Origin of the sequence: Modestobacter versicolor, assembly GCF_014195485.1 — a bacterium.
Classification (GTDB): domain Bacteria; phylum Actinomycetota; class Actinomycetes; order Mycobacteriales; family Geodermatophilaceae; genus Modestobacter; species Modestobacter versicolor.
Genome location: NZ_JACIBU010000001.1, coordinates 3,493,515 through 3,508,721 on the forward strand (window position 1 = coordinate 3,493,515; position 15,207 = coordinate 3,508,721).

Here is a 15,207-nt window from a genome sequence, read left to right on the forward strand (position 1 = left end):
CGGCCGGCGTCCTGCCCGCGTCGTCGGTCGACGCTACCCGTCGGCCCTGGTCACGGTGATCTCACCGCGGTCGGCGTCCACCCGCACCCAGTCGCCGGTGCGGACGGTGGTGAGCGGGTCGGCGTCCAGGTCGGTGATCGCCGGCACCCGGGTGACCACCACGCCGAGCGCGATCTTGGTGTTCATCGTGGTGAAGACCATCGCGGCCGGTGCGGTGCCCATCAGCCGGGACATGTGGAACATGCCCGACCACCCCGACGACCCCTTGGCGCCGGGGAAGACCAGCACCTTGCCGGCGAAGGACTGGCCGACCAGCTCGTGCCGCAGTTCGATGACCCGCCCCCGGCGGGGCTCGACGCCGCCCCAGCCGGACAGCGCCTCGCTGGTGACCAGGGCCTCGCCCTCGGCCACGCCGCCCACCAGGCCACGGCCGTGCAGGGTGAACGCGCTCATCGCAGCGCCCCCTGCCAGGTGCCGGTGACCGCGGCGTCGACGCAGTCGCGCAGCGTGCCGAACCAGCCCTGCACGTCCATGATCGCCGGCAGGTAGTGCACCTGCTTGGCCGAGTCGGTGGCGATCACCCGGGTGCCCTCGGGCAGGAACTGGCCGATCGCCGGGCAGGTGTCGCTCATCAGCCGGGCGCCGGCGGCCTCCAGGGCGCGCGCGTAGCCGTTGGCCTCGGCGACCTCCCGCAGCGCCCGCGGGGTGAACACCCACAGCTCGCTCTCCGCGTGCACCCGCCGGCCCTCGAGCAGCCGGACGACGTCGCGGATCTGGCCGAGGGTGGCGTGCGGGCAGCCGATCATCACCAGGTCGACGTGGGTGTCCCGGCCGGTGGAGTTCAGGTGCTCGTAGGTCTGCTGCCGCTCCGCCGGCCCGTAGTGCAGCCGCTCGGCCGGCCGGGCGCCGTCGAAGGCCTCCTCGACGGTGCGCGCCTCGGCCGTGATCCCCGGGACGTGGTACAGCTCGACCCCTCCCGAGGAGGCCGCGGCCGCTCCGAAGTGCTTGAGCTTCACCAGGTCCGGGGTGGTGGTGATGCCGTCGAGCACCGGCACGCCCTCGGCCACCTGCTCGCCGATCCAGTACCCGAGCAGCCCCCAGTCCAGGGTGTCGGCCACCGGGACGCGGACGTCGACGAGGTGGCTGCCGAACCGGTTCTCCGGCAGGTGGTAGCCCCAGTAGGGGATCTTGCCGGTGAGCATCGCGGCGCCGGTGCTCTCCCGGCCCTCCACGTTGGTGCGCGCCCCGAGCACGGAGTTGACGTAGACCACCGCCGAGGACTCCATCCAGGCGCAGTGCTCGCCCTTCACCGGCACGTTGCCCACCTGGTACGGCGTGCAGGTGTTCATCAGGTGGATGCCGTGCTCGGCGCTGTACGCCTCGCTGGCCACCACGGCGTCCCGCTCCTCCGGCGAGACTCCCTGCACCTCCCAGTTCCGGGTGTCCATCGGGCCGATGAGCTGGTAGCTCTGCGCCCGCACCGGCGGGATGGGCAGCGCCACCGGGGCGTCGAGGCTGTGCTCGGAGAACGCGGCGTCCAGGCCGGGGGAGCCGCAGACCATGGTGTGCCGGGAGCCGAAGAGGTTGGCGCCGCAGACGTTGTCGGTGTCCACCAGCCGCTCGGCGCCCAGCACCTCGCCGTACCGGACGAGCAGGTCCATCGCGGCCTGCACCGCCTCGCCCTGCTCGCCGTCGAGCATCGCCTGCTCGTCGGGGGCCAGCCTCATGCGCCGTCCTCCCCGCCCAGCCACGCGCCGTCCTTCTCCAGCCGCCGCTGCAGCTCCGGCACGTCGATGTCGCCGACGGCGACCCCGGCGGCCAGCGCCAGGTCGGCGGCGGTGCCGGCGGCCTGGCCCATCTCGAAGCACGGCCCGGTCACCCGGGCGCTGGACTGCCCCTCGTGGGTCATCGAGGCGCACCGACCGGCGACGTAGGTGTTGGTCAGCAGCTGCGGCACGATCATCCGGAACGGCAGCTGGTTGTAGCCGCGGTTGTCCTCGCCGCGCTGCCAGCGCAGCTCGACGTCACCGGCCACGTGCGCCTCCACCGGCCAGCCGTTGACGCCGATCGAGTCCTCGAAGTCGACGCAGTCGAGGATGTCGTCCTCGGTGACCTGGTACGCGCCGACGATGCGGCGGGTCTCCCGGATGCCGATGGACGGCGCGATGTCGACGACGTAGGAGTCGGCGAAGCCCGGCACCGACTCCTGGAAGAACGGGAAGACGTCGCGGACCTGGCGGCGGCCCTGCAGCTCGCCCCGGCTCAGCTGCCGCACGTCGGTGCCGTCGATCGCGCTGCCGTCGGGGTTGCTCAGCTGGGTGATGTTGGCCCGCCACTCCAGCGGGTTGCGCTGCGGCCGGACGATCGGCCGCTTGCGCGGGAAGGCGTAGCGGCCGGACCGCTCGGCCTCCTCCATCAGCTCCGGGATCAGCCGCTGGGCGCCGGCCGCGGCCGCGGCGTCCACGCCGTTCACCCGGAACATCAGCGAGGGGTAGAGCATCCCGTGCGCCGGGTCGGTCTTCTCGTAGGGCGCCCCGGCCCACGCGGCCAGGTCGCCGTCGCCGGAGCAGTCGATGAACACCTCGCCGGTGACCGCGCCGCGGCCGGACTTGGACTCGACCAGGAGCGCCCCGACGGTGTGCTCGTCGCGCATCAGCACCCCGACGCCGAGGGCGTGGAAGAGCACGTCGACGCCGGACTCCACCAGCATGTCGTCCAGGGCGATCTTGTAGGCGGAGATGTCGTAGGCCTGGGCCATGATCCGGTCGGCGAAGCTCAGGTGCGGCGGGTTCAGCCCACCCAGCCGGTCCACCCGCTCGAGCACCTCGTCGGCCAGCCCGTGCACGACCTGCTTGTGCTCGCCGTGCACGTTGGCGTGCAGCCCGCAGAAGGTGCTCAGCCCGCCCGCGCTGCCCGCGCCGCCGCTGTAGCCGTAGCGCTCGACCAGCACCGTGGACCGGCCGGAGCGGGCCGCGGCCACCGCCGCGGTCACCCCGGCGGGGCCGCCGCCGACGACGACCACCTCGTAGGAGCCGAGGACGGGGGTGCTCCGGGCCGGCTCGTCCAGCGACCTGGGTGTCGGGTTCACGGGGTGCTCGTCTCCTGGGGGGTCGGGCCGGCGGGGCCGCCGGTCCGGGTGTGCGGGGGAGGGGTCAGCACGGCGCCGGCCGCGACCGGGGAGACCAGCTGCCGGTAGATCGACAGCCAGCCGGTGTCGGGCTGCACCTGGGTGCGCTGCGCCCAGGCCGCCGCCCGGCGCTCCAGCTCGTCGGCGGGCACCTCGAGGTCGACCCGGCGCCGGACCAGGTCGATCACGATCGGGTCGCCGTCCTCGACCAGGCCCAGCGGGCCGCCGACGGCCGCCTCCGGGTTGACCTCGCCGACGACGGTGCCGGTGTTGACCAGGCCGGACATCTGCCCGTCGGTGACCAGCGCGACGGTGTCGCCGAGCCCGGCGCCGTCCAGGGCGAAGACCAGGGCCGAGCCCAGCGCCATCCCCGGGCCGCCGACCGGGCCGAGACCGCCGAGCACGACCACGTGCCCGGGCCGGATCTCCCCGGCCGACAGCCCGGCCAGCGCCTCGTCGCGGGTGCCGTAGCAGATCGCGGTGCCGCGGAAGACCTGCGCGCCGGTGTCGTGCACCGGCCGCTTCACCACGGCGCCACCGGGGGCGAGCGAGCCGTGCACCATGACGATGCTCGGTCGTTCCCCGAACGGCCGGCTGACCGGCCGGACCACCTCGGGGTCGGCCACGGTGACCCCGGCCAGCACGTCGCCCAGCGTGCCGCCGGCCACCGTGCGGGCCGACAGGTCGAGCAGGTCGGCGAGCTGGCTCATCACCGCGAGGGTCCCGCCGGCGGCCTCCAGGTCCTCGATCGAGTCCGGGCCGTTGGGGCGCACCGAGCAGAGCAGCGGCACCCGGTCGGCGAGCTCGGCGAAGAGCCCCGGGACGTCGACGTCGCAGCCGGCCTCGTGCGCGATGGCCTGCAGGTGCTTGATGCTGTTCACCGAGGCGCTGGTGGCGAGCATGACGGTCACCGCGTTGGCGAAGGCCGCCGGGGTGAGCACCTCCCGGGGCCGCACCCCCTCGGTGACCAGCTCGACGATCCGGGCACCGGCCCGCCGCACGCCGTCCCACATGGCCGGGCTGTTGGCCAGCACCGGGGTGGTGCCCGGCAGCGCGATGCCCAGCGCCTCGCAGGCCATGTGCATCGAGTTCGCGGTGCCCATGCCCGCGCAGACCCCCGGCCCGCGGATCGCGTTGTCGCTCATGCCGGTGAGGTGCTCCAGCGTCATCCGGCCGGCGGCCACGTGCCCGGCGGCCAGGAACACCTCCTCGATGTCGACGTGCTCGCCCTCGTACCGGCCGCTGGGCTGGTAGCCGCAGCCGACGATGATCGTCGGGATGTCCAGCCGGGCGGCGGCCATCACCTGCCCGGGGGCGGTCTTGTCGCAGGAGGCGAGGCAGACCATCCCGTCGAGCTGGGCGCCCTCGACGGCCACCTCGATGTCGTTCACGATCAGGTCGCGGCTGGGCAGGATGTAGCGCCCGTCGCGGCCGGCGCTGGTGATGAAGTCGCTCGGCGCCGCGGTGCGCACCTCGAACGGCAGCCCGCCGGCCGCCCGGATCGCCTCCTCCATCGGGCCGACGACGTCGTCCAGGTGGCTGAAGCAGATGGCCAGCTTCGACGAGGAGTTGACGATGGCGATCTTCGGCTTCGTCATGTCCTCCTCGGCGATGCCGAGCGCCCGCCACTGGGCCCGGCGGACCGCCCACCGCGAGCTGCCGACCGCCAGGTTGCTCCGCAGCACGACCGGCTCCGGCGTCACTGCTGTCCTGCGACGGAGTCGTGCCAGGGGATGACCAGGCGTTTGGTGGTGGTGACGGCGAGATACAGCAGGGAGCCCATCAGGGCGAGCAGGATGATCACGGCGAACAGCTGGGGTGCATCGAGTGCGTTGAGGCTGGAGACGACGAGGTGGCCGAGGCCTTCGCTGCCACCGAGGTACTCCCCGACGATGGCGCCGATGACGGCGAAGACGATGGCGACCTCGGCGCCGGCGAACACGTAGGGCAGCGTGGAGGGCAGTTCCAGGTTGCGGAAGGTGGCCCAGCGGGTCGCACCCAGCCCGCGCATGACGTCGCGGTGACCGCGGTCGACCGACCGGACCCCGAGCATCACGTTGAGCATGATCGGGAAGAACGCCAGGATCGCCGCCATGATGATCTTGGAGGTGGTGCCGAAGCCGAACCAGATCACGAAGATCGGGATGAACGCGACCTTGGGCACGACCTGGAAGGCGACCATCGCCGGCTGCACGGCGCGCTCGAGCCAGACGACCCGGCCCAGCACCGCGCCGATCGCGACCCCGGCGATGAGTGCCACGGCGAAGCCGATGAGGACCTCGGTGAGGGTGATCCAGATGTCGTGGTAGACCGCCGACCCGGACAGCAGGGTGACCAGGGAGTCCCAGACGGCAGAGGGGGCGGGGAGGATGAACTCCGAGACCCCGACCACCGAGACGGCGAACTGCCAGCTGCCCAGCAGTAGGAGCAGCAGGATGGGGCTGGAGATCCAGGGCAGCACCTTCATCAGCCGTTCCCGGTCCCCGAACAACCCCGACCTGCGCGCGCCACCATCGGTGGCGCTGGCGGGGGTGGCGTCTTCGCTGATCGGGTGGTTGCTGGTGGTGGTCATCAGTCCTCCTCGTCCAGCTCGCTGCGCAGCACCCGGACGACGTCTTGGAACTCCTGGCTGGTCTCGGTGACCAGCGAGCGGGGGCGGGCCAGCGAGACGGGGGTGACCGACCGGATCCGCCCGGGTCGGGGGGTGAGCAGCACCACCCGGTCGGCCAGGAACACCGCCTCGGGGATGGAGTGGGTCACGAACACCACGGTGGCCCCGGCCTGGGCGTGGATGTTCTGCAGCTCCAGGTTCATCTTGTCCCGGGTGAGGGCGTCCAGGGCGCCGAAGGGCTCGTCCATCAGCAGGATGGTCGGGTCGTAGGACAGCGCGCGGGCGATCGCCGCCCGCTGCCGCATCCCACCCGACAGTTCCCGGGGGTAGGCGTTCTCGAAGCCGGGCAGCCCGACCAGCTCGCACAGCTCCCCCGCCCGGGCCAGGCGGGCCTTCTTGCCCATCCCGCGCAGCTTCAGCGGCAGCGACACGTTCTCCGCCACGGTGTACCAGGGGAACAGGTTGGCGTCCTGGAACACCAACCCGAACTGCTTGAACGCCTCGTCGTTGCGTTTGCCGTTGCGCCAGATGCTCTCCCCGTCGGCCTCCACCACCCCCGAGGTGGGGGGCAGCAGCCCGGCCAGGATCCGCAGCAACGTCGTCTTCCCGCAGCCTGAGCGGCCGACCAGGGAGATGAACTCCCCCCGCCCGATGGTCAGGTTCACGTCGCTGAGGGCGTGCACCTCACCCCGGCGGGCCTGGTAGGTCTTGTTCACCCCGCTCACCTGGAGCTGGGCCGGGAGGTCACCGGCCGGGCCGACAGCGGTGGCGCCGGGCCGTGCGGCGGGCTCCTCGCCCGCGCGCACGGCCGGTGCCGGGTCGACCCGGTCGGCGTCCGTCGCGCCGTGGTGGGTCAGCGCGGTGTGCGTCCCCGTCCCGGGGGCCGGGGTGGTCCCGGGCAGCCGCATCAGTTGCTCCCGGGCTGGAAGTCGTTGGAGTACCACTCGGACGGGTCGAGGCCGTCCTCGATGAAGCCGGAGTCCACCATCTCCTGGTAGACGGCCTCCCACTGGTCGGGAACCATCGTGCCGATCTCCTCCTCGCCGGCCGCGGTCCACGACTCGACGTAGGTCGACAGGCTCTCCTTGGCGATCTCGGGCGTCGCCAGCGCCGGGATCTCGACGGAGGAGAGGCACTCGAGCGTCTCGGCGAAGCCGTTCGCCTCGTCGGCGATGATGAACTTCAGCGTCTCGTCGATCGCCGCGAGGTACTTGCGCAGCTGCTCCTGCTTCTCCGGGTCCTCGGTCTGCTCCTGCGAGGTGACGTAGACCTGGCCGCCGCTGGAGATGGCGTCGTTCGGGGCGTAGACGACCGCGTCGGGCTGCTGCTGCTCCAGCGCGACCGCGGTGTCCAGCGAGACGATGTACCCGCCGATCCGGCCGGAGGAGACCAGGTCGAACACGCCCGGGGCCAGGCCGACCACCTGGGTCTGCACCTCGTCGGGCTCGATCCCGGCCGAGGCCGCGACGAGCTTGAGCAGGATCTCGCTGGTGCCGCCCTCCGACGGGGTGCCCATCAGCCGCCCCTCGAGGTCCTCGGCGCTCTCCAGCGGGTCGTTCTCGCCGGAGATGAAGCGGATGGTGCCCTGCTTGGTGGGCTGGCCGACCGCGACCAGCGGGGCGTTGCGCTCGGCCACGGCCAGCTGGGTCTCCAGGTCGCCGACCCGGGTGATGAGCGCGGAGCCGGCGAGCACGGTCTGGATCGCCTGCGCCGAGCCCTGGGTGGTCTCGAAGCTGACGTCCAGCCCCTGGTCCTCGAAGTAGCCGCAGTTGTCCGCGACCAGCTCCGGGGCGAAGGAGAGGCTCTCCAGCGGGAGGATGTTCAGGAAGGTGACCTCCTGGACGGCGTCGCTCCCGCCGCCTCCCTCGGTGCTGCCGGAGCCGGCGGACCCCTCGTCGTCCGAGCCGCCGCAGGCGGCCAGCAGGACTGCGGCGAAGCAGAGCGAGAGCGGGGCGCGGACCGCGCGGAGCGGGGACCGGCGCGCTGCCGGGCGGCTGCTTCGGGTGCCTGCGTTCATGGACGATCTCCTCGGGGTCGAGCGGATGGGTGGGCAGGAGCAGGGGCGGCCGGGGTGGCCCGGTCGATCCAGGGCGAGTCGACGTGCGCGACGACGACGGCGCAGCGGCCCTCGGCCACGGCGGCCAGGCCGCGGCGCAGGGCGGGCACCAGGTCCGCGGGGGCGGTGACGTCCTCGCCGAAGGCACCGCAGGAGCCGGCCAGCAGGGCGGCGTCGGGCGGCTCGGGGAACAGCGTCCCGACCACCTCGCCGCTGCGGGCGGACGCGCCGTCGGGGAAGAGGTCGAAGACCGGGCGGCGGCTGGCCGCGTAGCCGCCGTTGGCCAGCACCACGATCAGGAACGGGGTGCCGGCGTCCCGGGCGGTGAGCAGCGTCGCGGTCGGGCCGGAGAACAGGAACGTCCCGTCACCGACCACCGCGACGACCCGCCGGTCGGGCGCGGCGAGCTTCGCCCCGATCGCCCCCGGCACCGCCCAGCCGAGGCCGGAGCCGCCGCACTGGAAGGCCGTGCCGGGCAGGGTGCGGGCCAGCCCGGTGCGGACGGTCTCGATGTTGGTGACCGACTCGTCGAGCAGCAGGTCCTCGGGCGCGAGCAGCGAGTCGAGGGCGGCGACCACGGCGGCGGTGCTCAGCGACCCGGCCGCCGGCGGGCCCGGCGGCGGGACGGCGGCCGGCAGCGCGCGGGCGGCGAGCGCGCCGGTGTCCACCAGCCGCTCGAGCTCGTCGGCGAGCGCGCGCAGCCCGAGCCGGGGGTCGGCCTGCAGGCACAGGTCGACCGGGAAGTCCCACCCGGGCATGGACAGCTTGAGCGGGTCGGCGTCCAGCTGGACGACGGTCGCCGAGGCCGGCGGTGCGGCGACCGAGGGCACCCACGGGACGTCGCAGTCGACGACCAGGACGGCGTCGGCGGCCCGCAGCAGCTCCGCCGTCCGGCGGGTGTCGGGCACGGAGCAGGGGTGGCCGGAGGGCAGGTTGACCCGTTCCCGGCGCTCGAGCACCGGGGCGCCGAGCAGCTCGGCCACCCGGGCCAGCTCGGGGACCGCTGCCTGGTCGCGGCCCAGCCGGCTGGTGACCACGACCGGGCGCTCGCCGCGGGCCAGCGCCGCGGCCGCCTCGGTCACCGCGGCCGGGTCGGGTGCGGTCCGGGCGGGGACGGCGCGGCGCGGCGCGGGGGCGGGAGGTGCCGGCACCGGCTCCATGAGCACCTCGCGGGCCACCGTGACGTACACCGGGCCGGGCGGTGTGGCGCTCGCGGCCTGGAACGCGCGGGCCAGCTGCTCGTCGGCGGTGGCGGCGCCGTGCAGGTCCGCGGACCACTTCACGTACCCGCGGACGATGCCGGCCTGGTCGGGGACGTCCTGCATCCAGTGCACCAGCGTGTCGCGCCCGCCCGGCACCTGCCCGCTGCTGGTGCGCGGGGTCAGCCCGGCGATGACGACCACCCCGGCCTCCGCGCGGGCCGCGTTGTGCAGCATGGCGCCGAGGTTCTGGGTGCCGACGTCGACGTGCACCATCACCACCTGGGGGCGGCCGCTCACGGCGAAGTGCGCGTGCGCGGCGGCCAGCGCGACCGCCTCGTGCCGGCAGAGCACCACCCGCGGGGTGGGCCGGCCGGCCTCCCGCAGCGCGACGACCGCCTCCTGCACCGGGGCGGTGTCGGTGCCCGGGTTCAGGAAGACGACGTCCACCTGGTGCCGGACCAGCGCGGAGACCAGCAGCTCGGCGACGTTCCCGGCCAGTCGGTCGGCCGCGACCTCGTCCGGACCGTCGTCGAGGGACACGTGCGGCGGTGCGGTCACGGTGTCTCCCGGTGGTTGGACGGCGGTGTCCGACGGTGGAGCGAGGCACCGTGTGCGCTATCCGTACACGTGTGCTTCTTCCGTACATGTGTAGGGGGTCACAGTGCCGCCTGTCAACGGTCAGGTCCACGGGCGGGAAGCCCGGCGCGGGCAGCGGCCACCCGGGCCGGGTGTCCCGGGGGCGTGCAGGGGTGACCGGCGGGCGCGCGGACGGCGCCCGGGAGGGTCAGGCGGGGGGTGCGGTGTCCCCGGCGCGGGGCACCCGGATGGTCACCGTGGTGCCCGCCGGGCTGGGGACGGCGCTGATGTCGGCGAACGCGCTCATCAGCGTCGAGCCCCGGCCGCGGTCCATGCTCGGCACCCGCTCGCGCCACTGGCCGTGGTCGCGGACCGTGATCTCGACCCGGCCGCCGCCCACCTCGGCGGTGACGTCGACGAAGGGCTCGGTGGGGTCCTGGGCGTGCTCGACGGCGTTGGTCGCGGCCTCGCAGGCGGCCAGCAGCAGGTCGTAGGCCTGGTCCTCGTCCAGCCCGGCGGTGGCGAACAGCCGGCGGAGCGCCCGGCGCAGCGCCGGGATGGCCTGCGGGGTGGCGGGGAAGCGCCAGCGCTCGTAGTGCACCTGGGCCGGCGCCGGCGGCGGTGCCACCGCGGGCGGCCGGCTGGCCGGCACCAGGGTGCGCACGGAGGCGTCCGGTCGCGGCACCGGGGGCACGGTGACCGGCCCGGTCGGCACGTCGAGGGCTGCTGCCTCGCGCCGGCCGGTCGCCCGTTCGATGGCCACCCGGACCCGCGCGATCAGCTCGGCGGACTGGAACGGCTTGGCCAGGTAGTCGTCGACCCCGGCCGCGAAGCCCTCGACCGCGGCCTCCTGCCCGGCCCGGGCGGTCAGCATGATGACCGGGACGTCGCGGGTGGTCTCGTCGGCGCGCAGCCGGCGGAGCAGCTCGAACCCGTCGATGCGCGGCATCATCACGTCGGTCACCACGACGTCGGGCCGCTGCTCGGCGATGCTCGCCAGCGCCTCCTCGCCGTTGGCCACCGTGCGCACCTGCCAGACGGGGGCCAGCAGCCGGGTCAGGTAGGTGCGCATGTCGGCGTTGTCGTCGACGACGAGCACGGAGGTCGTGGTGCCCTCCGGCGCGGCCGGCTGCTGGCGCGGCGCGACGTCCTGCTCCCACGCCTCGGCGGTGCCGCGTGCGGCCTCGGAAGGGGCGGCCGGGTGCTCGGCGTCGCCCTCGGCGTCCGGGCTGCCGTAGGGGACGGAGACGGTGAAGGTGCTGCCGGCGCCCGGCTCGCTCGCCACCGACACCGAGCCGCCGTGCAGGCCGACCAGCTCGCGCACCAGGGCCAGGCCGATGCCGGTGCCCTCCCGGTGCCGGCCCAGCGAGCCGGGCACCCGGTGGAACCGGTCGAAGACCAGCGGCAGCTCGTCGGCCGGGATGCCGATGCCGGTGTCGGAGACGGTGAGCACGACCGCGTCGTCCTGACCGCGCAGCGCCACCGAGATGGTGCCGACGAAGGTGTACTTCACCGCGTTGGACAGCAGGTTGAGGACGATCTTCTCCCACATCCGCGGGTCGACGTGGGCCGGCCGGGATAGCGGCGGGCAGTCGACGGCCAGCCGGAGCCCGGCGCGCTCGGCGGCGGCGCGCAGCACGCCGGCGAGCTCCGCGGTGAAGGCCGCGACGTCGGTCTCCACGCGGACGGCGTTGGCGCGGCCGGCCTCGATGCTGGCGAAGTCCATCAGGTCGTTGACCAGCCGCTGCAGCCGCTGGCCGTTGCGCATCGCCAGGGTGAGCTGGTCGCGCGTCCCGGCCGGGAGCGGCTCGGCGGTGTCGGCGAGCACGTCGCTGATCGGCCCGAGCAGCAGCGTGAGCGGGGTGCGCAGCTCGTGGCTGACGTCGGAGAAGAAGGCGGTCTTGGCCCGGTCCAGCTCGGCCAGCGACTCCGACCGGCGGCGCTCGGCCTCGAAGGCGCGGGCGTTGCCCAGCGCGCCGACGAACTGCCCGGCCACCAGCTCCAGGAAGGTGCGGTACTCCGGGTCGAGCTCCCGGTTGGGGCTGACGCCGGTGACCAGCACCCCCAGCCGCTCGTCGCCGGCCGACGCGGTCAGCGGCAGCAGGACGGCGTCGGAGACCGGGTCCTGCCAGAACCCGCCGACCAGGCCGAGCTCGGGCACCTGCCCCGGCAACCGCGCGGCGTCGTCCAGGGTCGCCGGCAGCCGCTCCGCGGGGCAGCCGACGACCGCCGCCCGCCGGAGCCGGCCGCCGTCGTCGTCGAGGTAGACCGCGGCGAAGGGCACGTCCAGGGGGTCGGTGGCGAGGGCCTCGCAGAGCGCGGCGAGCACGGCCGGCTCGTCGCCGAGCACGGCGCCCGCCGTGGAGAGGTCGTGCAGCAGGCGCTGCCGGCGTTCGCCGAGCACCTCCCCGGTGACCTCGGTGCAGACGGCGTGCATGCCGGCCACCTGGCCGTCGTCGCCGAAGGCCGGGGCGTGGGAGACGGTGAAGTAGGTCTCCTCGCGGTACCCGGCCCGTTCGAGCAGCAGCGGCAGCCGGGGCAACCAGGACGCCTCGCAGGTGGCCATCGCGTGCTCGACCGGCCCCTCGAGCGCCGCCCAGCCCTCGGCGAGGGTCACCCGGATGTCCTCGCCGATCGCCGGGTGCTTGGCGCCGATGAAGGGGGCGTAGGCGTCGTTGTAGAACTGCAGGTACTGCGGCCCCCAGGTGAGCACCATCGGGAACCGCGAGGCCAGCACGGTCCGGACGGCGAAGCGCAGGCTCGCCGGCCACGACCCCACCGGCCCGACCGGGGTGGCCGACCAGTCGTGGGCGGCCATCAGCCGGCCCGCCTCGCCCCCGCCGGCGAACAGCTGCGCAGCGTCGGTGCCGTTGCCGGAGCCCGAGGGGAGATCGGGGGCCACGCACACCTCCAGCCGGTCCGTCCGCACGAGCGTGGTCCGTGCCGCGGCGGTCCGGACCGTGGCCGGTCCGCCGGACCGCCCGACGGTGCAACCTACCCGGGCCGGGTGTGCGGTGTGCGGTCGAGTCGTGGGCGGCGGTCGGGTCGGCCGCCGTCCCGGTGTTGGATGGGGCGCAGCCCCGCCGGGAGAGCCCCGGCGGCGAACCGAGGAGAGTCCCGTGGCAGAGCTGACCCGCCCCGACGTCGAGCCGCCCACCGGCCCCGCACCCGACGACCTGGTGATCGAGGAGCTGGTGGTCGGCGACGGCCCCGAGGCCACCGCCGGCAGCCTGGTGAGCGCCCACTACGTCGGCGTCACGCACGACGGCGGCGAGCAGTTCGACGCCTCCTGGGACCGCGGTGACCCGCTGGAGTTCCGGCTCGGCGTGGGCATGGTCATCCAGGGCTGGGACGAGGGCATCGCCGGCATGAAGGTCGGCGGCCGCCGCCGGCTGACCATCCCGGCGCACAAGGCCTACGGCGACCGCGGCGCGGGCGGCGTCATCAAGCCCGGCGCGACGCTGGTCTTCGTCGTCGACCTGGTCGGCGTCCGCTAGGACGGGTGACCCCGCTGCCCGCTCGGCAGCGGGGTCCGCTCCTCAGGCCGCGGGCTGGCTGTAGAACGCCCGCGGGTCGGCGGCCAGCGAGGCCTTGACCCCACGGCTCCAGTCGTCGACCAGCACCTCCCAGTCGCCGGCCTGGACGCCGTCGAGCGCCACCCGGACGACGTCGGCCGGGTCGGTCATCGGGCCGGTGTAGCCGGCCATCATGTCGGTGTCGGCCGCGCCCAGCACCACCCCGGTCACCTGCGTGCCCTGGCCGGTGAGCTCGATCCGGACACCGTTGGTGAGGCTCCACGCCGCCGCCTTGGCCGCCGCGTAGGCGTTCGCGCCGTCGGTGGAGAACCAGGAGAGCGCCGACAGCACGTTGACGATCCCGCCGCCGCCGTTGCGGGCCAGCACCGGCGCGAACGCCCGGACGACGCCCAGCGTGCCGTAGAAGTGGGTGTCCATCTCCCGGCGGACGTCCGCCAGGTCGCCGGTGACGAGGTTGGCCCCCGTGGTGATGCCGGCGTTGTTGACCAGCAGGGTCACGTCGCCGGCGGCGGCCGCCGCGGCAGCGACCGACGCCGGGTCGGTGACGTCGACCCGCAGCACCTCGACGCCCGGGACGTCGACCAGCTCGGGACGCCGGGAGGTGGCGTAGACCCTGGCGGCACCGCGTTCGAGCAGCTGCTGGGCGAAGTGCCGGCCGAGGCCGCGGTTGGCGCCGGTGACGAGGGCCACCGATCCGGTGATGTCCATGGTGTTCTCCTTGCGCTCGGGATGTGCTGTGCGGGACGCTAGGACCTGACGTTGACGTCAGGGTCAAGTGTGAGCCCGAACACCAAGGGGGTCCGGTGCTGCGCATCGGTGAGGTCGCTGCCCGTGCCGGCGTGAGCGTGCGCGCGCTCCGCTACTACGAGGAGCAGGGGCTGCTGGAGGCCGCGCGGACGCCCAGCGGGCAGCGCCGGTACCCGGAGAGCGCGGTGGGGCGGGTCCGGTTCGTGCAGCAGCTCTACGCCGCCGGGCTGAGCAGCAAGGACGTCCTCGAGGTGCTGCCCTGCGTGCACACCGGGGTGGCCACCCCGGCCATGCTGGCCCGGCTGACCAAGCAGCGCGACGGCATCGACCGGCAGATCGCCGAGCTCACCGCGGCCCGCGAGCGGCTGGCCGAGATCATCCGGATCGGGGAGCAGCACGTGCCGGCACCGGCGTGACGCCGCCTGGCAGCGGAGAACCGTCGGTGGGCTGCGGCAGGCTGCCGCCGTGCCCCCGATGATCGGTGTCGCGACCTGCGCGGCCGTGCCGGACCTGGACGAGGACGGCGGCCTGCTGCTGGCCGCGCTGCACGAGGCGGGCGCCCGCGCTCGGCCGGTCGTGTGGGACGACCCGGCCGTCGACTGGGCCGCCTTCGACGCCGTGCTGGTGCGCAGCACCTGGGACTACCCGCTGCGCCACGCGGAGTTCCTCCGCTGGGCCCGCGGCTGCCCCCGCACGGTGAACCCCGTCGACGTCCTGGCCTGGAACACCGACAAGCGGTACCTCGACGACCTCGCCCGGGCCGGGGTGCCCACGGTGCCGACCGTGCTGGTGCCCCCGGGCACCGCCTGGACGGCGCCCGACGGCGACCACGTGGTCAAGCCCACCGTCAGCGGCAGCGCCGCGGACACCGGGCGGTTCCGCGACCGCGGCGACCCGGAGGCGGCGGCGCTGGTCGCCCGGCTGCACGCCCAGGGCCGCACCGCGATGGTCCAGCCCTACCTGCCCGGCATCGAGGCCGAGGGGGAGACCAGCGTGGTCTTCCTCGGCGGCGTCCTCTCGCACGCGGTGCGCCGGGCGCCGCTGCTCACCGCCACCGGGGTCCGCGCGGCCGTCGGCGTGGCCGACGTGCTGGCGGAGCTGCGCGCGGTGCCGGTCACCGGGGCCCAGCGCGCGGTGGCCGAGGCGGCGCTGGACGCCGTGCCCGGGGGGCGCGACCGGCTCAGCTACGCCCGCGTCGACCTGGTGCCCGGCCCCGCCGGGCCGGTGCTGCTGGAGCTGGAGGCGACCGACTGCTTTCTCTTCCTCTCCGTCGCCGCCGAGCCTGCCGCGGTGGCCCGGATGGCCGCGCACGTGGTGACCGAGGTCGGCTGAGCGGCGGGGTTGCCGATCAG

At 74.5% G+C, this 15,207-nt stretch carries 13 protein-coding genes; 3 read left to right on the top strand and 10 right to left on the bottom strand.

Going from position 1 to position 15,207, the window contains the following annotated elements:
- Positions 1-33 precede the first annotated feature (33 nt).
- From FHX36_RS17055 to FHX36_RS17095, 9 genes are all read right to left on the bottom strand, one after another.
- Positions 34-453, bottom strand: a complete 420-nt coding sequence (locus FHX36_RS17055) for an aconitase X swivel domain-containing protein (RefSeq protein WP_110551212.1) — start codon at positions 451-453, stop codon at positions 34-36.
- Complete coding sequence (locus FHX36_RS17060; RefSeq protein ID WP_110551213.1) at positions 450-1,727, bottom strand: aconitase X; 1,278 nt, start codon at positions 1,725-1,727, stop codon at positions 450-452. The genes FHX36_RS17055 and FHX36_RS17060 overlap by 4 nt, the downstream gene beginning before the upstream one ends.
- On the bottom strand, positions 1,724-3,088 hold the full coding sequence (locus FHX36_RS17065) for an FAD-dependent oxidoreductase (protein WP_110551214.1): 1,365 nt from the start codon (positions 3,086-3,088) through the stop codon (positions 1,724-1,726). Before FHX36_RS17065 ends, FHX36_RS17060 begins: the two co-directional genes overlap by 4 nt.
- Positions 3,085-4,812 carry a dihydroxy-acid dehydratase gene (gene ilvD / locus FHX36_RS17070; protein WP_220035841.1) on the bottom strand — a complete coding sequence of 576 codons (1,728 nt, stop codon included), beginning with the start codon at positions 4,810-4,812 and terminating at the stop codon, positions 3,085-3,087. The genes FHX36_RS17065 and ilvD overlap by 4 nt, the downstream gene beginning before the upstream one ends.
- Before the next feature lie 14 nt (positions 4,813-4,826).
- On the bottom strand, positions 4,827-5,699 hold the full coding sequence (locus FHX36_RS17075; protein WP_220035763.1) for an ABC transporter permease: 873 nt from the start codon (positions 5,697-5,699) through the stop codon (positions 4,827-4,829).
- A complete protein-coding gene (locus FHX36_RS17080) occupies positions 5,699-6,646 on the bottom strand; it encodes an ABC transporter ATP-binding protein (protein WP_183513923.1) in 948 nt (315 codons plus the stop codon). The genes FHX36_RS17075 and FHX36_RS17080 overlap by 1 nt, the downstream gene beginning before the upstream one ends.
- Complete coding sequence (locus tag FHX36_RS17085) at positions 6,646-7,755, bottom strand: ABC transporter substrate-binding protein (protein ID WP_110554369.1); 1,110 nt, start codon at positions 7,753-7,755, stop codon at positions 6,646-6,648. The genes FHX36_RS17080 and FHX36_RS17085 overlap by 1 nt, the downstream gene beginning before the upstream one ends.
- A complete protein-coding gene (locus FHX36_RS17090; protein WP_183513925.1) occupies positions 7,752-9,554 on the bottom strand; it encodes a thiamine pyrophosphate-requiring protein in 1,803 nt (600 codons plus the stop codon). Before FHX36_RS17090 ends, FHX36_RS17085 begins: the two co-directional genes overlap by 4 nt.
- Before the next feature lie 226 nt (positions 9,555-9,780).
- Positions 9,781-12,474, bottom strand: a complete 2,694-nt coding sequence (locus FHX36_RS17095; protein WP_343056646.1) for an ATP-binding protein — start codon at positions 12,472-12,474, stop codon at positions 9,781-9,783.
- Positions 12,475-12,691: 217 nt separating this feature from the next.
- Here FHX36_RS17095 and FHX36_RS17100 point away from each other — a divergent pair, with 217 nt between their 5' ends.
- On the top strand, positions 12,692-13,069 hold the full coding sequence (locus FHX36_RS17100; RefSeq protein WP_110553086.1) for an FKBP-type peptidyl-prolyl cis-trans isomerase: 378 nt from the start codon (positions 12,692-12,694) through the stop codon (positions 13,067-13,069).
- A gap of 42 nt (positions 13,070-13,111) precedes the next feature.
- On the opposite strand, the gene FHX36_RS17105 is transcribed toward FHX36_RS17100, so the two are convergent.
- Entirely contained in the window at positions 13,112-13,816 is a 705-nt protein-coding gene (locus tag FHX36_RS17105) for an SDR family oxidoreductase (RefSeq protein ID WP_110553087.1), read from the bottom strand.
- Between the two features lie 95 nt (positions 13,817-13,911).
- Between FHX36_RS17105 and FHX36_RS17110 the strand changes: the two genes are divergently transcribed.
- On the top strand, positions 13,912-14,271 hold the full coding sequence (locus tag FHX36_RS17110) for a MerR family transcriptional regulator (protein ID WP_110553088.1): 360 nt from the start codon (positions 13,912-13,914) through the stop codon (positions 14,269-14,271).
- Between the two features lie 58 nt (positions 14,272-14,329).
- Entirely contained in the window at positions 14,330-15,187 is an 858-nt protein-coding gene (locus tag FHX36_RS17115) for an ATP-grasp domain-containing protein (RefSeq protein ID WP_220036007.1), read from the top strand.
- Positions 15,188-15,207 lie beyond the last annotated feature (20 nt).

What these genes read in the sequence shown, in the direction of transcription:
- FHX36_RS17055 (WP_110551212.1), bottom strand. Translation starts at nt 453, where the DNA reads ATGAGCGCGTTCACCCTGCACGGCCGTGGCCTGGTGGGCGGCGTGGCC.
- FHX36_RS17060 (WP_110551213.1), bottom strand. Translation starts at nt 1,727, where the DNA reads ATGAGGCTGGCCCCCGACGAGCAGGCGATGCTCGACGGCGAGCAGGGC.
- FHX36_RS17075 (WP_220035763.1), bottom strand. Translation starts at nt 5,699, where the DNA reads ATGACCACCACCAGCAACCACCCGATCAGCGAAGACGCCACCCCCGCC.
- FHX36_RS17080 (WP_183513923.1), bottom strand. Translation starts at nt 6,646, where the DNA reads ATGCGGCTGCCCGGGACCACCCCGGCCCCCGGGACGGGGACGCACACC.
- FHX36_RS17085 (WP_110554369.1), bottom strand. Translation starts at nt 7,755, where the DNA reads ATGAACGCAGGCACCCGAAGCAGCCGCCCGGCAGCGCGCCGGTCCCCG.
- FHX36_RS17105 (WP_110553087.1), bottom strand. Translation starts at nt 13,816, where the DNA reads ATGGACATCACCGGATCGGTGGCCCTCGTCACCGGCGCCAACCGCGGC.
- FHX36_RS17115 (WP_220036007.1), top strand. Translation starts at nt 14,330, where the DNA reads ATGATCGGTGTCGCGACCTGCGCGGCCGTGCCGGACCTGGACGAGGAC.